This window comes from Pedobacter aquatilis, assembly GCF_032678425.1.
Classification (GTDB): domain Bacteria; phylum Bacteroidota; class Bacteroidia; order Sphingobacteriales; family Sphingobacteriaceae; genus Pedobacter; species Pedobacter aquatilis_B.
In genome coordinates, this window is the sequence record NZ_JAVTSG010000001.1 from 147,286 (window position 1) to 167,600 (window position 20,315).

Consider the following 20,315-nt stretch of genomic DNA (forward strand, 5'->3'; position numbering starts at 1 on the left):
GCGCAAGGTATATCCTATCGCCTTAAACCTTTTACCATATATCCTAAAATCGTTATGCAAAGAAAACTAAGAATGGGCATGATAGGTGGCGGCAAAGACGCCTTTATCGGTGCTGTACATCGCCTTGCAGCAAACATGGATGGTTTAATCGAATTATCTGCGGGTGCTTTAAGTGTAAATCCAGAAGTTGGATATGAATCAGGTAAATTGTTATTTCTACCAGACAACAGAATTTATAAAACTTATGAAGAAATGTTGCAAAAGGAAAGCGAATTACCTGCTGATGAAAGGATTGATTTTGTAACCATAGTAACACCAAACTTCGCCCATTTTGCTCCGGCGATGAAGGCTTTGGAGCTTGGATTTAATGTAGTAATCGAAAAACCTATTACTTTAACTTTAGAAGAAGCAAAACAGCTGCAAGCAAAGGTTAAAGAAACCGGGTTAACATTATGTTTAACGCACACCTATTCAGGATATCCGATGGTTAAACAAGCAAAGCAAATGGTTAAGGAAGGTGCTTTAGGCGCTATTCGTAAAATCATTGTGGAGTACCCTCAAGGTTGGTTAAGCAAGCTATCAGAACGCGAAGGAAATGCTCAGGCAGCCTGGAGAACTGACCCATCTAAAACAGGTAAAAGCGGTAGTATGGGCGATATTGGCACCCACGCTGCACAGCTTGCAGAATATATTTCAGGCTTAAAAATCACAAAAATTTGTGCTGATTTAAATATTGTAGTTCCGGGTAGAGCGATTGACGATGACGGTAACGTATTATTAAAATTTGATAATGGTGCTAATGGCGTTCTTGTCGCATCGCAAGTTGCTGCTGGCGAAGAAAATGCACTTAAAATTAAAGTTTACGGTGAAAAAGGCGGGATGGAATGGCATCAAATGGAGCCAAATACTTTAATTGTTAAATGGCTTGATGCTCCGGCACAAATCTATCGCACCGGAAATGGTTATATGGGCAGCTTTGCTAAGCACAATACACGAACACCAGGCGGGCATCCCGAAGGATATTTAGAAGCATTTGCAAATATTTATAAAAACTTTGCATTAACTGTTGATGCTAAATTAAATAAGCAAACGCCTACCGAAGAAATGCTTGATTTCCCTGGTACAGAAGATGGTATCCGTGGAATGGCATTTATAGAAAACGCAGTAAATTCAAGTAACTCTGACCAAAAATGGTGGGACTATAAAATTTAATCAATAATGACAACGATAAAAGGACCAGCAGTATTCTTAGCCCAATTTATTAGTGATGAAGCACCATTTAATTCATTAGATGGAATTTGCGAATGGGCAAAAGGGTTAGGCTTTAAAGGCATTCAAATGCCAACTCTTGATAGCAGATTTATCGACTTACAAAAAGCTGCTGAAAGTAAAACCTATGCTGATGAATTGAAGGGTAAAATTGCCTCATACGGTTTAGAAATTACCGAACTTTCTACGCATTTGCAAGGTCAGTTGGTTGCTGTTCACCCGGCTTACGATGATTTGTTTGATGCATTTGCACCAAAAGAAGTTCACAAAAACCCGAAAGCCAGAACCGAATGGGCAGTACAACAAATGAAATATGCAGCAAAAGCTTCTCAGAACTTAGGTTTAAATGCTCATGCAACTTTCAGTGGTTCATTATTGTGGCAATATTTTCATCCATGGCCTCAGCGCCCCGCTGGTTTGGTTGAAGAAGGTTTTGCAGAATTAGCTAAAAGATGGACTCCAATCCTAAATGAATTTGATAACTGTGGCGTAGATGTTTGTTATGAAATCCATCCAGGCGAAGATTTATTTGATGGTGAAACCTATGAAATGTTCTTGGCAGCGGTAAATAATCACCCAAGGGCATGCTTATTGTATGACCCATCACACTTCGTGCTTCAGCAGTTAGATTATATTCAGTATATCGATTTTTACCACGAAAGAATTAAAGCCTTCCACGTAAAAGATGCTGAGTTTAATCCGACAGGAAAACAAGGAACTTTTGGAGGTTACCAAAGTTGGGCAAATCGTGCAGGTAGATATCGTTCTCCTGGCGATGGGCAAGTTGATTTTAAAACGATTTTTAGTAAATTGGCTCAATATGATTTTAAAGGTTGGGCCGTTATGGAATGGGAATGCTGCATAAAAAACCAGGAAGATGGTGCGAGAGAAGGTGCAGAATTTATTAAAAAACATATTATAAACGTAACTGATAAAGCTTTTGACGATTTTGCCGCATCTGGTAGCGATGCTGCATTTAATAAAAGAATTTTAGGTTTATAATAGTAAACTAGCAAAACACACAAATAACAATAACATGAAAAAAACAATTTTAATTTTAGGAGCCGTAGTTATTTTTATGGCATCCTTTTCAAAGGCAGATTTAGAGAAGGAGAAAGCTGTTGCAACTGTTGTAGCGGCAAACAATGCATTTTTTCAGGTGTCAGCAGGAGAAAAACTGATTAACAAATCAGACTGTTTAGGTTGCCACAATAAAACCAATAAAATCATTGGTCCGGCGTATGTTGAGGTTGCAAAAAAATATGCAAACACTGAGAAAAATGTAAATTATTTAGCTGATAAAATTATTAAAGGCGGAACTGGCGTTTGGGGAACTATGCCAATGACAGCACACGCAACTTTAAAGAAAGAAGATGCTAAATTGATGGCAAAATATATTTTATCGTTAAGAAAAAAATAAAATAACCAACAAACCCTACTAAATAATGAAAACAGAGCAAGAAAATAAGAACACGAGTAACCGCCGTGATTTTATTAAAACCAGCGCCATTGCGGCGGCTGCATTTATGATTGTCCCTCGCCATGTTTTGGGCGGAAAAGGCTTTTTAGCACCAAGTGATAGATTACTTGTTGCCGGAATTGGTGCCGGTGGTAAAGGCCAGAGCGATATTGCCATGTTTGCTAAAAGCGGCAAAGCCGATATTGCATTCTTATGCGATGTTGATGACAGACGTGCCGCAGCAAGTGTTAAAGCATTTCCAAAAGCTAAATATTATAGAGATTATCGCGAGATGCTTGATAAAGAGCATAAAAATTTCGATGCAGTTTCTGTTTCAACTCCAGATCATAGTCATGCTATTCAAGCACTTGCAGCTATGCAATTGGGTAAGCACGTGTATGTTCAAAAACCATTAACTCACGATATTCACGAAGCCCGTATTTTAACAGCTGCTGCTAAAAAATATAAGGTTGTAACGCAAATGGGTAATCAAGGTGCATCAAATGATGGTCCTCGCCAAATGAAAGAGTGGTACGAAGCTGGTTTAATCGGCGATGTTCACACAGTTTACGCCTGGACTAACCGCCCCGTATGGCCTCAAGGTATTCCTTGGCCTGATAAGAAAGCTGAAATTCCTAAAGAACTAGACTGGAATTTGTGGTTAGGAACCGCTCCAGACAAAGACTATGTAGATAAACTAGTGCCTTTCAACTGGCGTGGATGGTGGGATTATGGAACCGGAGCATTAGGCGATATGGGTTGCCACTTAATTGAAGCGCCTTTCAGCGTTTTAAATTTAAAATATGCTAAAGAAGTTGAAGCAAGCGTTGGCTCTGTTTACGTTGATGAATTTAAACGCGGTTATTTCCCAGAAAGCTGCCCTCCTTCTAGTCACGTTACTTTAAAATTCCCTAAAACCAATAAAACCAAAGGTGATGTTACTTTACACTGGATGGATGGCGGTATTCAACCAGAGCGTCCGGCTGAGTTAGAGGCTAACGAAACTTTTGGCGATGGCGGTAACGGAACTTTATTTATCGGAACAAAAGGTAAAATGATGGCCGAAACCTACAGTGCTAATCCAAAATTATTACCACTTAGTAGAAATAAAGACATTAAAGTTCCAGAAAAATATGCACGTGTAAAAGATGCTGCAAATGGACACTATGCTCAATGGGTTGAAGCTGCTATTGCTGGTTATGGCAAACAAGAAGTAAGTTCTCCTTTCGAAATTGCTGGTCCGCTTACTGAAGCACTTTTAATGGCTAATCTTGCAATTAGAAGTTTCGACATTCAAAAAACAGTTAACGGAAAAGTGACTTATCCTGGCAGATACATGAAAATGCTTTGGGATAACGACAATATGAAGATTACCAATTTTGATGAAGCAAACCAATTCGTTAAACGCGAATACCGTAAAGGTTGGAATGAATTAACACTGTAAATTCCATTAAACCGTCATTGCGAGGTACGAAGCAATCTTTCTGAATAGATTGCTTCGTATTTTGTTAACAACATTTAAAAAACATGAAAAAAATCTTCCTATCTGCTTGTATTTTACTAGCAGTTACTCAAATATCAAATGCCCAAAAAGGATTTAAGCCATTATTTGATGGTAAAACCACCAAAGGATGGCACACATACAACAAACCTACAGTTGGTAGTGCCTGGCAAGTACAGGATGGTGCATTACACTTCGACCTCGCTGCGAAAGGCAAAGATGGCGGTGGCGATTTGGTTACCGATAAAGAATTTGGTGATTTCCACTTGAAATATGATTGGAAAGTTGCTCCAAAAGCCAACAGCGGATTAATTTTCTACGTGCATGAAGCACCACAGTATGGAGCAACTTACTCAACGGGTTTGGAAATGCAAGTTTTGGATAACGACGGGCATCCGGATGGAAAAATTACGAAGCACCGTGCAGGCGACCTTTACGATTTAGTAAAAAGCTCATCAGAGCCTGTAAAACCTGTTGGCGAGTGGAATAAAGCAGAAATCATCAGCAAAAAAGGAACACTTACCTTAATTTTAAATGGTGTTGAAGTTGTTAAAACTACCCTTTGGGATGAGAATTGGAAAAACCTAATTGCCGGAAGCAAATTTGCAACCTGGAAAGATTGGGGAACTTTCAAAACCGGAAAAATTGCCTTGCAAGATCATGGCGATGAAGTATGGTACAAAAACATCTTAATTAAAGAACTATAAAATACGGATGACGTAAGAGGGAAAATGTATAATGTGAATTACAACCCTCTTACATCATATCCATTATACCTCATCCATCTTACATTTTACATAAAACCAAATAAACTAATGAACAGCACAATTCGCTTCAAACTCTCTTTCATGATGTTCCTCGAATTCTTTATCTGGGGCGCATGGTTTGTTACCTTAGGAACATTCCTAGGCAATAACCTAAAAGCTTCCGGAGCAGAAACCGGAGCCGTATTTTCTACTCAATCCTGGGGTGCAATTATTGCCCCTTTTATAATTGGTTTAATTGCTGATAGATATTTTAATGCCGAGAGAATTTTAGGCGTTTTGCATATAGTTGGAGCAATTTTAATGTATCAAATGTATAATGCAACCGATGTAAGCGTATTTTATCCATACGTTTTAGGATACATGATTTTGTTTATGCCAACATTAGCATTGGTAAATTCTGTTTCTTTTAATCAAATGAAAGACCCTGAAAAAGAATTTGCTAATATTAGGGTATTTGGTACTATTGGGTGGATTATTGCAGGTTTATTAATCAGTTTTATTTTTCATTGGGATTCTCCAGAAGGTATCCAATCGGGCTTATTAAGAAATACCTTTTTAATGGCCGGAATTGCTTCATTAGTTTTAGGTGTATTTAGCTTTACCTTGCCAGCAACACCTCCTAAAGTTTCTGAAGGCGCTGTAAAGGTTAGAGACATTTTAGGTTTAGATGCATTGAAATTATTAAAGGATAAAAACTTTACTGTCTTTTTTATCTCTTCAATCCTAATCTGTATTCCTCTAGCTTTCTATTACCAGAACGCAGGTTTATTCCTTGCGGATATCAAAGTGGCTAATCCAACAGGTAAAATGGCGATAGGCCAGGTTTCAGAAGCGTTATTTTTACTAGCCATCCCAGTATTCTTTTCTAAATATGGATTCAAGAAAACAATATTAGTAGGTATGTTAGCTTGGGCGGTTCGTTACATTTTATTTGCTTATGGTAATGCCGGCGATTTAAGCTTCATGTTAATAATTGGAATTGCATTACACGGTGTTTGTTACGACTTCTTCTTCGTATCCGGACAGATTTACACAAACTCTAAAGCTGGAGATAAGGTTAAGAGTGCTGCACAAGGAATTATCACGCTTGCAACTTACGGTGTGGGTATGCTTATCGGATTTGCTGTTGCAGGTAAAATTTCTGATGCTTATAAATCTGCAGAAGGTATTATGGACTGGAAAATGGTTTGGATAATTCCGGCAGGTATAGCTGCTGTAGTTTTCGTACTTTTCGCACTAGTATTTAACGATAAATCTAAAGCAGAAGTAGCAGCTGCATCTCATTAATAAATTGATGGCATTTTAGCCCTTTATAAATACATCGAAAAGTAAGGCAATAGCTTTACTTTTCGATTAAAACTCAAAATATGATATCAAGAAGAAGTTTTATAATCAACAGTAGTTTGGCTGCCGCAGCGGCTTTATTAGTTCCATCTTTTGCCTGCATGGCAGATAAAAAGAATGTCGGTTTACAATTATATACACTTAGAGATGAACTTCCGAAAGATGTAAAAGGAACTTTAGAAAAAGTAGCAAAAGCTGGCTTTACTGAGGTAGAAACTTACGGTTTTTCGATTAAGGATCAGTTTTGGGGATTAACACCTGCCGATTTAAAGAAAATTTTAGATGACAATGGTTTAAAAGCTGTGAGTGGTCACTTTGGTTTAGGTTCTTATTTAACCGATGGTAAAACTGAAGAGTTAAAAGCAGCAATTGTTGCTGCGAAAGCACTTGGCATGGGCTACGTAACTATTCCTTGGTTAGAACCATCTATCAGAAAAAATGCTGAAGACTATAAAAATTTAGCTTTAAAAATTAACGAAGCAGGTAAAATGTGTAAAGCAGAAGGCATTAAATTGGCTTACCATAACCACGATTTTGAATTTGAGAAGCAAGGTGATACAACTGGTTACGACATTTTATTAACTAATACTGACAAGGATTTAGTAGACTTTGAATTAGATTTATACTGGGCAGTACGTTCTGGTAACGACCCTAAAAAATTGTTTACTGCAAACCCTGGTCGTTTCCCAATGTGGCACGTAAAAGATATGGACAAAACTAACCCAGCACTAAATGCCGAGGTCGGAACAGGTTCAATTGATTTCAAAGCAATTTTTGCCGAAGCTAAATTGTCTGGCATGAAGCACTTTTTTGTGGAGCATGAAACCAATTACAAGCCAAATCCAATGGGTTCTATCACAGCAAGCTGTAATTACATCAAAAAGGAAATAATCTAATAAAGCGCCAAAATGAATTCGAGAAGGACATTTATAAAACAAGCAGGTTTAGCTGCCGGTGCAGCTTTAATCCTACCCTCTTTAGCATTTGATAAAGCTACCAAAAATGTTGGTTTGCAATTGTATACATTAAGAAAGGAAATTCCAACTGATGTAAAAGGCGTAATCGAAAAAGTAGCGCAAGCGGGTTACAAAGAAGTTGAAACTTATGGTTTTTCTAATGGAAAGTTTTGGGGTTTAACGCCTAAGGAGTTTTTAAAATTGTTAAAAGATAATGGATTAAAAGCGCCAAGCGGCCATTATGGAATGGATGATTTTATGAAAACCGGAAGCACGGATAAATTAAAAGCCGATATTGAATCTGCTGCAGCCATTGGAGGAAAATATTTTACCATCGCTGGTGCTCATGTAGATGTAAGTAAAGGTGCAGATGGTTTCAAAAAAACTGCCGAGGGTTTTAATAAAGTTGCGGAAATTGCAAAGGCATCGGGTTTAAAATTTGCATACCATAATCACGATTTCGAATTTAAAAAATTCGAGAACACTACAGGTTATGATATTTATTTAACAGAAACGGATAAAAATCTGGTCAATTTTGAATTGGATTTATACTGGGTGGTTCGTTCAGGAAATGATCCTTTAGCTTTTTTCAAAAAATATCCAGGTCGTTTCCCGATGTGGCATGTAAAAGATATGGATAAGGCTAAGCCAGAACTGAATACAGAAGTTGGAAAAGGCTCAATTGATTTTAAATCGATTTTTGCTCAGGCTAAATTATCAGGGATGACAAATTTCTTCGTAGAACACGAAAACAATTATGTTCCAGATCCAATCGGCTCGATAAAAACAAGTTGCGATTACATCAAAGCTAATTTGGTATAAAAAGAGTGCCGTCATCTCGACCGAAGCGCAGCGTAGTGGAGAGATCTTTGGCCTAACTTAAAGGATTTCTCGACTTTGCTCGAAATGACGGATAAATCATTGCAAGCGAAGTCGAGAAATCTTTTTTATTTAAACCTTTCAAACCCTAATTCAGTTTTGCGGCCAAAACACATGTATTTTTAAAACGTTTTGTATTTCCTTTCAAATCGAAAACATCAAATACAACAACATAAATCCCGATTTTGGCTAAACTTCCATTATCATCCAAACCATCCCAAATCATGTTTCCGGACGTAGCTATCAATTGATTTTTCAGTAGCTTTCTTATTAAAATACCTTTATCTGAATAAATATTTATCGTTGCCAAACTTGAATTTTCAGCAAGTTGGTAATCTAAAGTTAAAAAGTCTTCAAAACCATCAGCATCAGGAGAAAAAGTTTTGTTTTTTAATATCACGAAGTTTTCATTTCCAGATAAGGTTACTGAATTTTTATAAGTTGGTGTTGCAAATCCAACGGTTGCCGCCGCTGATTTAAAGTTATTTGGTTCATTTGCATCAACTAAAAAAGAAACCCGTTCAATTGAAATTCCATCTTCATTCTGAATCAGTGGATGGTGGGTTTTAGCATCATAGTTTAATCTATCTATAACTAAATCATTACTCAAAAGAATTACCGAACCCTTGTCATTATTGTAAGTTGGCATTGATGATAATTCAATAAAATTATCTGGATTTTGCGCTAAATAATTTTGTTTTACGTTTGAACCATTTGTGCTGATAACCCAGTAACTAAACGGATTTATAAGTAAACTTTTATTAGCAACAGATTTGTGATTTGCTATAACTCCCTTTGTATCTAAATTAGCTATTTGCAGTTCTTTCAAATCCAGCTTTTGACTTGTATTGTTGTAAATCTCGACAAAATCAACTCCGTTTGCTTTCGGGTTAAACAATACTTCTGAAATTAAGATATCACGTTTCTCAATTTTCTTCGCCAAAAATAATTTTGCACTATTTGCAGCGGGGCTGATTAAATTTCCTGCACAGTCTGTTATATTTTGTGCGGTTAATGTATTTTCAATCCCCCTGGTAAAAGACGTAGAAAATTGAATATTGACGATGTTGAAATTAGGCGATTGTACAACAACGGATTTTGGACTGCCCAAACCATTATTTATAACATAATTGGAAAAAATACTGGCCGACAAGCTATCTACACTTTTAGAAAATTCAATTTGTACGGTTAAACTATCAATTACATTTGCCACCAATAATTTTGGAATTTCAGTACTTAACTGTGCTTGGTCAATAGAATTTTGCTTTCCTGGTGTGCCACCAGAAACATCGCTAGAAGCAATCCAATTTTGAATTCCTTTACAAACACTTTTACGGTCGATTAATTCTAAACTGAAACCGCCTTTTTTCTTCAAATCATCTTTATACCAAGTATCAGAATAAGCAACCTTATCAATAATCTTGCCCGTGTTATCCGTTATAGTGAGCACATCTTTATCATTATTTAAACTCGGCCAAGGTGATAATCCTATGGTTTTACCAAAAGGTTTAAACAAATTTTCATCCGCCTTTGCGGTAAGAATAACATGTTGATTTGGTTTAATTGTATCGGTTAAAAAAGTGTAAGTTGAAGTTTGATCAGCATACTTCCAGCCCTGTGTTAAAATGTATTCCTGGGTTGTATTCCAAATCTCCACAAATTCCTTTTGTGGCAAAGATGGACTTCCAGTTGGATTCGCAAATATTTCGTTAATTACAACATCACCATACTTTGGTATATATGGTTTAATGTAAAAGAACTCAGAATGACTATTAGGCAAAATGATATTACCCTTTTTATCTTTAACATTATTAATAAGTAAGCTGTAATTTCCAGATGTAAATTCTGCTGCAAATGTTAAACGATAAACATTTGCCAAACTTGTGGCTTCGACCTTGATTGGTGAACCATTGCCATTTGATAAAGCATAGTTACTTGATGCAATTGCCGAATTTATATCCATTGCTTCAGAAAATATAACCTCTAAAATGGTTGAATTCACCACTGCAATCCCTCTCAAACTGGGTGGAATTACATCAGGAACTAAATCATCGATTTTAAAATCATCAAAAATATATTGGTTATACCTTGAAGCTGTTGCGTATTTACAGAATACACCCGCGAATTCAGAAGTTTTAAAAGTATTATCCGTTACCGAACCTTCAAGATTAAAGTTGTTTCCTCCAGCAATATCTGTAAACAAACTCCATTTGCCCAAAGCATCTCTCGTAACTCTTATCTTAGCTAAAAATACGTTTGCATTTGCTCTCACCTTTTGCGGCCCACTTATAATTTTCGTTGTTGATGTTCCAGTCTGACGATATAAATGACAACCATCATTTACACCTGTCTCACCAATTTGAATAAAGTATCCGTTTAAACTTCCCTTTAGGTTTTCCTTATCAGAAGTTAGATAAATACGTACAAAATTGGTGGCCGTTGGATTAAAATTGAGCTGTACAAAAAACTCCCAACTTGTATCTAAACCCAATTTGTTAACCGTTGAAAGTGAAATGGTTTGAGATGCAATTTGCGATCCTTTGGATTGCAGTTGCTTTTGATTATTAACCTGAAAATAAGTTAAATCGCCATTCCATGGTGGATTTTGAGAGAAATCACCATCAGCGAAAGAATCGAAAACTTGGGAAAATGCAATTTTACTGAATAACAATAGGGATATAAGCAGAATTTTCTTCATATTTGGCTTATATCAATGTTTAATAAATATAATAATTAAAATTTAAAATGAAAGTAGCAGTAGTAGGTGCAACCGGTTTGGTTGGTACCGTTATGTTAAAAGTATTGGAGGAAAGAAATTTCCCTTTAACAGAGTTAATTCCCGTAGCATCTGAGAAGAGTGTTGGTAAGGAAATTACTTTTAAGGGTAAGAAGTTCCCAATCGTTAGCATGGATACTGCAATTAGCATGAAACCGGATATCGCTTTGTTTTCTGCTGGTGGAAATACTTCATTAGAACATGCGCCACGCTTTAAAGAAGCTGGAACAACAGTTATCGATAATTCATCGGCCTGGAGAATGGACCCGGCGATTAAATTAATCGTTCCGGAGGTTAATGCCCACGAGCTTTCTATCGATAACAAAATTATTGCAAACCCGAACTGTTCAACTATTCAAATGGTAGTTGTTTTAAAACCTTTGCATGATAAATACAAAATCAAACGTGTAGTGGTTTCTACTTACCAATCCGTTACAGGAACTGGCGTAAAAGCGGTTGAGCAATTGATGAATGAGCGCAAAGGTGTTGATGGCCCTAAAGCTTACGCTTATGAAATCGACTTAAATGTGCTTCCTCATATCGATGTTTTCATGGAAAACGGATATACCAAGGAAGAGATGAAAATGGTCAAGGAAACGAACAAAATTATGAGCGATGACAGTATTAAAGTTACTGCAACAACTGTTCGTATTCCAGTTATGGGTGGTCACTCTGAATCGGTAAATATCGAGTTTGAGAACGATTTTGATTTAGCTGAAGTACGTAGCATTTTAGAGAAATCGCCGGGTATTATTGTTGTTGATGATGTTGCAAACTTAAAATACCCAATGCCAAAAGATGCACATGAAAAGGATGAAGTTTTTGTTGGTCGTATTCGTAGAGATGAATCTGCACCTAAAGCGCTAAACCTTTGGATTGTTGCTGACAACTTACGCAAAGGTGCTGCAACAAACGCAGTTCAAATTGCCGAATATCTTTTACAAAAAGAATTGGTTTAAATAATATGATCCGTCGCTCTTAATTTATTTCAGAGTCTCTCAAAAAAGATGCTGATACAAGTTCAGCATGACGATTTATTCAAAAAAGTGATGTGTTTTTACCCATCACTTTTTTTATTTCCATTAATTTTATAAAATGAAATTTTTCAAAATCAGTATTCTTTTCATTTCCATATCAATTAATTGCTTTGCGCAAAACCGCATTCAAAATCTTGAAAAAGCTTTTAATAATTTATTGGCGGATGAACAGGCTAAACATGCCATTACCTCGCTTTGCGTTTTAGATGCCAATACAGGCAAAGTACTTTTTGCTAAAAACGAGCAGATTGGTTTGGCTACCGCATCTACTTTAAAAACGATTACTGCGGCTACGGCTTTTAGCATTTTAGGGAAGGATTTTCAGTTTCAAACCACATTAGGTTACAACGGAACTATTACCCCCGATGGAGCTTTAAAGGGCAACCTAATCATCATTGGCAGCGGCGACCCGACATTAGGTTCGTGGCGATATCAAAACAAAGAAAATGCAGTTTTAACGCAATGGGTTGCCGCGATTAAAGCATCTGGAATTAAAAAGATTGAGGGTTCGATAATTGGCGATGATAGAATTTTTGGTACGCAGACTACGCCCGAGGGTTGGGTTTGGCAGGATATTGGCAACTATTATGGCGCTGGAACTTCGGGTTTAGCTTGGAGAGAAAACCAATTTGACATTCATTTAAAACCTGGCTCGAGTACAAGTGATGCCGTACGAGTTGTAAAATCTGTTCCAGAAACACCATACATTCAAATTGTAAATGAATTAAAAACTGGTGTTTCGGGTAGTGGAGATAGAACTTATGCTTTTCTCCCACCCTACAACAATGTTGCATACTTACGCGGTAGCTGGGGTTTGGGTATTGGTAAATCGGGCATCTCAGTAGCACTCCCCGACCCTGCTTTTGATTGCGCCTACCGTTTACAGGATACTTTGAAAAGATTGGGGATTTCTACGAGTGAGCAAGTTACAACTGCAAGATTAATGGAATTAAATAAACAAACTGTTCCATCTATTACGCAAAAAATAAATACAATCAATTCGCCAACTTTGAGTGAAATTAGTTATTGGTTCTTGAAGAAAAGCGTTAATCTTTATGGCGAAACTTTATTGAAAACACTTGCCTTAAAATCTGGCAAAGCTGCAACAACATCTAAAGGTACAGAAACGGAGATTAATTTTTGGGCAAATAAAGGGATTGATAAATCGGCCTTAAATATTATTGACGGCAGCGGACTTTCGCCTGGTGATAGAGTTACCACTTCCGCGATGGCGAGTATTCTATTTCAAATCCAAAAGGAAAATTGGTTTGCTGATTTTTATAAAGGTTTGCCAGAATATAATGGCATGAAGATTAAAAGCGGTACAATTAATGATGTTTCGGCTTTTGCAGGTTACCATACTGATGCCGCAGGAAATAAATATGTAGTTGTAATTAATATAAATAACTACAGCGGGAACGGAATTAATAAAAAATTGTTTAGGGTTTTGGATGCATTGAAATAATTTTTATGAGCTTCTTTCACCGAATCGTTGACTGAAGTGAACGGCAATGATAAGCAAATTGCTTGCAAATCCGTCAGTTGAAACTGATGGATTTGCAATATTACTAACTTTATTTTGTATTGATTTTCTGCATTTATTGGCCTTTGAAAAGAATTTCCAAAGCCAAGTTTTTCAAACCCGATTGAAGTGGAAATACTTTTTTTAATTACTTCCGAAAAAGATCGCCGCATCGTTCCGCCTCGCAATGACGGAAATGATTAGAACTGACAGAAGGTGAAAAAAGATTGCAACGAAAAGCGGGGCTGATTTACCCGAAGAGCTGCTGAAACTGCTTTTCAAATTATCAATATTAATTTAAAATTAACTCGAAATTAAGGTCAAATTACTAACGTAACATTAAGCCTGAAAACGCTTTATTTATTTAAAAAATATACTAACTTTGATTTTAAACTTAGTAATTGTACTTTGTACACTAAGCAGGTTAAAAAATCAACAAAAAATCAAATAAAATGAGCATAATTGTTAATGTCCATGCGAGACAAATCCTCGATTCGAGGGGAAATCCAACAATAGAAGTAGAAGTAGTAACAGAAGCAGGCGCTTTTGGTCGTGCAGCTGTACCGAGCGGTGCATCTACAGGTCAATACGAAGCTGTTGAGTTACGTGACGGCGATAAAGCAACTTATTTAGGTAAAGGTGTTTTAAAAGCGGTTGAAAATGTAAATACCAAAATTGCTACGGCTTTAAGAGGTGTTGATGTTTTTGAGCAAAATGCTATCGATAAATTGATGTTGGAGCTTGATGGTACTGAAAACAAAGGTAACTTAGGTGCAAATGCAATTTTAGGTGTTTCTTTGGCTGTTGCTAAAGCTGCCGCTGATGAAATTGGCCAGCCTTTATACCGCTACATTGGTGGTGTTAATGCTAATACTTTACCAATTCCGATGATGAACATCATTAACGGTGGTTCTCACTCTGATGCGCCAATCGCATTCCAGGAGTTTATGATTATGCCAGTTGGTGCTCCATCTTTTTCTGAAGCTTTACGTTGGGGAACTGAAGTTTTCCATAGCTTAAAGAAAATTCTTCATGATAGAGGTTTATCTACAGCTGTAGGTGATGAAGGTGGTTTCGCTCCCACTTTTGATGGTACAGAAGATGCAATTGAAACGGTTTTAAAAGCAATTGAAACTGCTGGTTACAAACCAGGTTCTCAAATTTGTTTGGCTTTAGATTGTGCTTCATCTGAGTTTTACAAAGATGGTAAATACGATTACACTAAATTTGAAGGTGCTACTGGCGTTATTCGTTCTAGCGAGGAACAAGCGCAGTATTTAGCTGATCTTTCTGCAAAATATCCAATCATTTCTATTGAGGATGGTATGGACGAAAACGACTGGACTGGTTGGAAAAGCTTAACTGATAAAGTTGGCGACCGTGTTCAATTGGTTGGTGATGATTTATTTGTAACCAACGTAACGCGTTTACAACGTGGTATTGATGAAGAAACTGCGAACTCTATCTTAGTAAAAGTTAACCAAATTGGTTCGTTAACTGAGACCATCAATGCGGTTACTTTAGCTCAAAACAGTGGTTATACTTCGGTAATGAGTCACCGCTCTGGAGAAACTGAAGATGTTACGATTGCTGATTTAGCTGTTGCTTTAAACTGCGGACAGATTAAAACTGGTTCTGCATCTCGTTCTGACAGGATTGCAAAATACAATCAATTATTACGTATTGAAGAAGAATTAGGCGAGAATGCTCGTTTCATTGGTTCAAAATTCAAATACGCAAAGAAATAATATTCCGTTGGTTAAAACCAACGGCTATGAATTGTTAACAAGTTGAAAAACTTATTTGTAGAACATCCGGAGATTTCAAATCTTCGGATGTTTTTTTATACATTTACGTCATTGCGAGGCACGAAGCAATCTGTACATGAGATTGCTTCGTGCCTCGCAATGACGATTTTCTAAAACCTATGAAACGTTTAATAGAACTTTTCCGTAACAAATATTTCCTGGCAACCACTGCTTTTGCCGTCTGGATGTTGTTTTTTGATAAAAATGATATGATGTCTCAGTATGAATACCGCAGTCAGGCCAATAAATTACAGGAAGAAAAAGAGTATTTTGAGAAAGAAACGACTCAAATTAAAAAGGATTTAAACGAACTTAATACCAACCTTAACACTGCAGAAAAGTTTGCCCGCGAAAAATATTTCATGAAAAAAGATAACGAAGATGTTTTTGTTATCATTCATGAGGAGAAAAAGGATTAGGAATAAGATTTTTAGGATTTAAGGATTTTAAGATTTAGGCGACCTAATATTTCTATCGTTTTCATTTTAGATTTGCGAGCCAAAGCAATCTCATTCGCATCAATACTCAAATTTTGGTAGCGATAGCTTAAATCTTACAGCTACGATTCGAAACACAAAAATAAAGGCTACAACAGCCAGTTTTGCCACTACACTTTCTACATCGATTTTTATCAACAAGTAATAAAGCAAACCACCTAAAATACAGGCTGAAGCATAAATTTCTCTACGGAAAACCAATGGAATTGTATTAAGCAAGGTATCTCTAATGATTCCACCAAAACAGCCTGTAATTGTGCCTAACGTAATGCAAATACCTGGATTTAAACCATAATCAATACCTTTTAATAAGCCAACCATTGTAAATAAACCAAGGCCTAAACTATCAAACAGAAACAGCGTGATTCTCATTTTCTGTACATGAGTTTTGAAAAACATAGTTATCAGTGCAGTGAATAAAATTATCAGACAGGTTTGCATATCACGCATCCAGGCAACTGGAGTATCGCCAATAAGCAAATCTCTAACTGTACCGCCACCAATAGCCGTTACAAAAGCAATAATTAAAACGCCAAAAGGGTCTAGTTTTCGTTGCATGGCAGTAAAAGTGCCTGATATGGCAAATGCAATGGTTCCTAAAACCTCGATAACTTCCGATGTAGAAATATTATAATTCTCCATTGCGTTTACGTAAAAACCATTCGGTGGTTAGCAAAATCAAAATCAGCCCAAACAACCATTTCAGATTAATCAATTCATCATATTTACGGTCTTCGTAACTGATGGTTTTAATATTTTCGTTTTTAAGGATTTCATCTGCAATTTTCACCAAATCATTTGGTATAAAAAACTTTCCATCGCTTTGCTTAGAAATTGTATTGAGCAACTGATGGTTAGCTGTAGTTTGCTGATATTCGGCAATTAGGGCGTTCACATAAAAACTTCCAGAAGCTGAGAATTTTTTTCCACCCAAGGATGTATTGGCCACATAAGAATAATTTCCTGCTGGCATAGTTCCCGCATCTAACTGATAACCATTTTCAGTTTTTGAGAAAACATAGTTGAATAATTTACCTGCTTCATTTTTAATCTGTAGCTGCACTTCCGATTCATTTACAGGCTGATAACTTTCGTTATAAAGCGTTGCGTTGAATTGAATAGATTCGTTTTCATCGTAAGCTGATTTTGAGGTAAAAACCTTGAACCTTCGTTTATCATCCTTTACAGAAAGATATTGAATTGTTTTTGAAATCAAATCGTTTAAAGCCGATTGAGGGGTTTCATTTTCGGCTTCGGCCAATTTCCACCGCCATAAGCCCTCTCCCATCAAATAACCTGCTTTTAAGCCATTTTCATTTGTAAAGAAAAGCAAAGGCTGTTGGGTACTAATTTTGCCAATACGTTGATTTAAAACTGGTGTTGCACTCGCATTAACTGTTAATCTACCGAATGGCGCAAGCAAAGGGTCGAAATTGGAAAAGGTCTTTATATTTTCCTCAGTGAAGTTGAAAATGGTAAACCCGTTAGCAAAATCTGGATAAACTTCCTGAACTGAACCATTTGCAGAAGCTAAATTAATCTGATTTTGAATCTGGTTAAAAGCATTAACGCCACTCTGAGCACCTAAAACATACCAAATCGGCTTTTTCAAGATCAATGTTTTTTGCATAAAACTTGAAAAAGCATTTTGTACATCTGGTAATTGATAAAGTACGATTAAATCGAATTTTGATGGGTCCGTTGTATTTAAATCGTCTGCCAATACGAGTTTGGCTTCATAATGTTTGTTAAATGAAATTGCTTCTTTTAAAACACCCAAATCTGGATGTGGAGCTGCTGCAGCCAACAATACTTTTTGTCGCCCATCAATTACCTCAACATAGAAAGTTTGGGTATTATTTTTTGTGGTAATTTCATTTGATAAAGCATTTAGCTGAACAGTATATTTCTGAACGCCAATTTTACCAGCATGTAATTTAATTGGAATGGTTTTTACATATGAATTCCCAGATATTGAAATATTTTGTTGGTTAACCTTTGCTCCATTCTGATTAACTGATATGGTGGTATTTTCTCCATCACTTTGAAAGGCCTGAATTTGAACTTCAATAGTAAAATCATCATCCAAATAAACAATGTTATTATAATTTACATTAGAGATTAAAACATCTCTTTTCGGAATGTTGTCTCCCAGAGCTACAGTATAAATCGGTGCATTAATCTGGTTGATATTATACAAGGGATTGCCTCCATGGTTGAAAATCCCATCAGTAGCCAATATAATTGCGCCTACATTTCTGTTGGTATATTCATCTTTCATCTTCTGAAAAAAAGCAGACGCATCCGTTAATTTCCCTTGGTTCTTGAAGTCAAAACCATCCTTTACATTATCAGAAAAATTATAGATCTTAACTTCATACTTATCAGATAGCTTATCTTGTAGGCTTTTTAGATTCTTTTCATAAAGTTTCTGGTCAAAACCTACTGTTTTCACCTGACCAACAGACAGTGAATTATCGTGCCCGATGATGATTACGGGTTTATCTAAAGTATAATTTAGGGTTTTAATTAGTGGAGCAAATAACAACCAGGCGATAGCTGTAACTGAGATTATCCGTATTACTGCTAATCCATATTGTAATTTTTTTTCGAGATTTTTGTTGCCACGATAAAGTAACCAGGCATATAAAACGCCTAATGCTAGGCAACCCAGAAAATACAAAATAGAAGTACCAGCAAAAAAGCTATCCATATTTTATAAAGATGCTAATTTTGTGTTTAACCGCAAAGAACGGCAAGAATTATGCGAACTACCTTTTTTACCACGGAAACACTGAGTCCACGGAAAAAATATTTTTTAGTTCAATGTAAATCCTTGTTTCCGTGGCAAACATTACGTTTAAAATCTTAGCTTTAGCTAAATCAAAATCGATGAAACTAATCTGTTTAAGCTTTCTACTAACTTTAAGCGTAATGGCGAATGCCCAAAACAACTTCAAAGCAACTCAAATCAAATTCGAAAGAGTTGAAAAAGCGTATGCTGAAAAATGGGAAACTTTACAGAAGTTTTTAAAGGCTGAAGGATTTAATAATGACTTTTCAATGCTCATTAATGCTTACAAAGCAGAAGGAAAATTAGAAATCTGGTTAAAAAGTACCTCAGATAAGCAGTATAAATTATTTAGAACTTACGATTTCTGTGCACATTCGGGAGTGCTTGGTCCAAAAGTTATTGAAGGGGATGGGCAAACCCCAGAGGGATTCTACCACATCAATGTTTTTAACCCGATGAGCAATTTTCATTTATCACTTGGTGTAAATTATCCCAATTCGGTAGACTTAGTTAGAACTGGAAAGAATCGAAAAACTGGCGGTGATATTTACATTCATGGCAACTGCGTAACCGTTGGTTGCATTCCATTAACCGACGAGAAAATTAAAGAGGTTTATGTTTTAGCTGTTGAAGCGAAAAACTATGGTCAGGAAAAGATTCCTGTTAACATTTACCCTTTCAAAATGACCGATGGAAATTTGAAAAAGTTTTCAACTCAATTTCCAAATCAAGAAAGCTTTTGGAAAACTTTGCAACCTGGATATTTTGCTTTTGAGAAGAATAGAAACTCAGCAGAGATTAAGGAAGTTGGAGGAAAATACTTAGTTAGGTAAAAGCCAAAAGGCGTAAGGTTTAGGGTTAAAACCCACCTTACGCCTTTCATATTTTTAATTAATGGGAAGAAAACCTTCCACCCTAAACCTTACTTACAGCATCCCGCCGCAAACCGATAAAGTTTGTCCAGTAACATAAGCGCTCATATCTGAAGCTAAGAACACGCAAACATTAGCGATATCTTCTGTTTCACCAGCACGTTTAAGTGGAATATCCTTTTCCCAACCCGCAACAACTGCAGGGTCTAGTACATCAGTCATTTCAGTACGAATAAAACCTGGAGCTACAACATTTGCTCGAATATTTCTAGAACCTAATTCTTTAGCAACCGATTTTGTGAAACCGATAATACCTGCCTTTGATGCAGCATAGTTTGCCTGACCAGCATTACCCTGAACACCAACAACCGAACTCATGTTAATGAATACACCTTTACGTGCTTTCATCATCACTTTGGAAGCAGCTTTAGTTACATTGAAGATAGATTTTAAGTTGATGTTAATTACATCATCCCAATTTTCTTCGCTCATACGCATTAACAAACCATCTTTTGTGATACCAGCATTATTTACAACAATGTCGATTGTACCAAATTCTGCAACGATATCATTTATTAATTGCTCTGCCTGGTCAAATTTAGATGCATCAGAACGGTAACCTTTTACCTTGGTTCCAAAACTTTGTAATTCTTGTTCTAAGGCTTCACCTTTTTCTACTGATGATAAATATGTAAATGCTACGTTAGCACCTTGTTCAGCAAATTTCTCAGCTATTTTGCGACCAATACCTTTTGATGCGCCAGTAATTAATGCTGTTTTTCCTTCTAGTAATTTCATTATGAAATATTGTAAAGTTGAAATGTTTTAAAGTTG

Annotated in this window: 17 protein-coding genes; 13 read left to right on the forward strand and 4 right to left on the reverse strand. The window is 36.4% G+C overall.

All coding sequences use genetic code 11. The features are described 5' to 3' along the window. Nucleotides 1-54: 54 nt before the first annotated feature. The 8 genes from R2Q16_RS00580 (at nt 55) to R2Q16_RS00615 (ending at nt 8,118) form a co-directional block, all read left to right on the forward strand. Nucleotides 55-1,212: a Gfo/Idh/MocA family oxidoreductase gene (locus R2Q16_RS00580; protein WP_316734515.1), complete on the forward strand. Its 1,158-nt coding sequence runs from the start codon at nt 55-57 to the stop codon at nt 1,210-1,212. A 6-nt stretch (nt 1,213-1,218) separates the two neighbouring features. After that, complete coding sequence (locus R2Q16_RS00585; protein ID WP_316734516.1) at nt 1,219-2,271, forward strand: sugar phosphate isomerase/epimerase; 1,053 nt, start codon at nt 1,219-1,221, stop codon at nt 2,269-2,271. Between the two features lie 34 nt (nt 2,272-2,305). Next, nucleotides 2,306-2,689 carry a c-type cytochrome gene (locus R2Q16_RS00590; protein WP_290241179.1) on the forward strand — a complete coding sequence of 128 codons (384 nt, stop codon included), beginning with the start codon at nt 2,306-2,308 and terminating at the stop codon, nt 2,687-2,689. Nucleotides 2,690-2,714: 25 nt separating this feature from the next. Continuing rightward, the gene (locus tag R2Q16_RS00595) at nt 2,715-4,172 is read left to right on the forward strand and encodes a Gfo/Idh/MocA family oxidoreductase (protein ID WP_316734517.1); all 1,458 of its coding nucleotides are present in this window, start codon (nt 2,715-2,717) and stop codon (nt 4,170-4,172) included. An 83-nt stretch (nt 4,173-4,255) separates the two neighbouring features. Next, nucleotides 4,256-4,936, forward strand: coding sequence for a DUF1080 domain-containing protein (locus tag R2Q16_RS00600; RefSeq protein ID WP_316734518.1), 681 nt, complete (start codon nt 4,256-4,258; stop codon nt 4,934-4,936). Between the two features lie 108 nt (nt 4,937-5,044). Next, nucleotides 5,045-6,283 carry a nucleoside permease gene (locus R2Q16_RS00605; protein WP_316734519.1) on the forward strand — a complete coding sequence of 413 codons (1,239 nt, stop codon included), beginning with the start codon at nt 5,045-5,047 and terminating at the stop codon, nt 6,281-6,283. Between the two features lie 80 nt (nt 6,284-6,363). Next, nucleotides 6,364-7,236, forward strand: a complete 873-nt coding sequence (locus tag R2Q16_RS00610) for a sugar phosphate isomerase/epimerase (RefSeq protein WP_316734520.1) — start codon at nt 6,364-6,366, stop codon at nt 7,234-7,236. Between the two features lie 12 nt (nt 7,237-7,248). After that, entirely contained in the window at nt 7,249-8,118 is an 870-nt protein-coding gene (locus R2Q16_RS00615; protein WP_316734521.1) for a sugar phosphate isomerase/epimerase, read from the forward strand. 145 nt (nt 8,119-8,263) lie between these two features. Here R2Q16_RS00615 and R2Q16_RS00620 read toward each other — a convergent pair whose 3' ends face one another. Then, the gene (locus tag R2Q16_RS00620) at nt 8,264-10,873 is read right to left on the reverse strand and encodes a lamin tail domain-containing protein (RefSeq protein WP_316734522.1); all 2,610 of its coding nucleotides are present in this window, start codon (nt 10,871-10,873) and stop codon (nt 8,264-8,266) included. 47 nt (nt 10,874-10,920) lie between these two features. Between R2Q16_RS00620 and R2Q16_RS00625 the strand changes: the two genes are divergently transcribed. The 4 genes from R2Q16_RS00625 to R2Q16_RS00640 all read left to right on the forward strand — a co-directional run bounded on the left by R2Q16_RS00625 (nt 10,921) and on the right by R2Q16_RS00640 (nt 15,737). Further along, on the forward strand, nt 10,921-11,910 hold the full coding sequence (locus R2Q16_RS00625) for an aspartate-semialdehyde dehydrogenase (RefSeq protein ID WP_316734523.1): 990 nt from the start codon (nt 10,921-10,923) through the stop codon (nt 11,908-11,910). 136 nt (nt 11,911-12,046) lie between these two features. After that, entirely contained in the window at nt 12,047-13,453 is a 1,407-nt protein-coding gene (dacB, locus tag R2Q16_RS00630) for a D-alanyl-D-alanine carboxypeptidase/D-alanyl-D-alanine-endopeptidase (RefSeq protein ID WP_316734524.1), read from the forward strand. 509 nt (nt 13,454-13,962) lie between these two features. Beyond that, entirely contained in the window at nt 13,963-15,258 is a 1,296-nt protein-coding gene (gene eno / locus R2Q16_RS00635; protein WP_290241202.1) for a phosphopyruvate hydratase, read from the forward strand. A 179-nt stretch (nt 15,259-15,437) separates the two neighbouring features. Then, nucleotides 15,438-15,737: an FtsB family cell division protein gene (locus tag R2Q16_RS00640; protein ID WP_316734525.1), complete on the forward strand. Its 300-nt coding sequence runs from the start codon at nt 15,438-15,440 to the stop codon at nt 15,735-15,737. A gap of 99 nt (nt 15,738-15,836) precedes the next feature. Here R2Q16_RS00640 and R2Q16_RS00645 read toward each other — a convergent pair whose 3' ends face one another. Next, on the reverse strand, nt 15,837-16,457 hold the full coding sequence (locus R2Q16_RS00645) for a trimeric intracellular cation channel family protein (protein ID WP_316734526.1): 621 nt from the start codon (nt 16,455-16,457) through the stop codon (nt 15,837-15,839). After that, entirely contained in the window at nt 16,444-18,528 is a 2,085-nt protein-coding gene (locus R2Q16_RS00650; protein WP_316734527.1) for a hypothetical protein, read from the reverse strand. The genes R2Q16_RS00645 and R2Q16_RS00650 overlap by 14 nt, the downstream gene beginning before the upstream one ends. 179 nt (nt 18,529-18,707) lie before the next feature. On the opposite strand from R2Q16_RS00650, the gene R2Q16_RS00655 reads away from it, so the two are divergent. Continuing rightward, nucleotides 18,708-19,442, forward strand: a complete 735-nt coding sequence (locus R2Q16_RS00655; protein WP_316734528.1) for a murein L,D-transpeptidase family protein — start codon at nt 18,708-18,710, stop codon at nt 19,440-19,442. 93 nt (nt 19,443-19,535) lie between these two features. Here the strand turns inward: R2Q16_RS00655 and fabG are convergent, their stop codons facing one another. Continuing rightward, nucleotides 19,536-20,279 carry a 3-oxoacyl-[acyl-carrier-protein] reductase gene (fabG, locus tag R2Q16_RS00660; protein WP_316734529.1) on the reverse strand — a complete coding sequence of 248 codons (744 nt, stop codon included), beginning with the start codon at nt 20,277-20,279 and terminating at the stop codon, nt 19,536-19,538. Between the last annotated feature and the right edge of the window lie 36 nt (nt 20,280-20,315).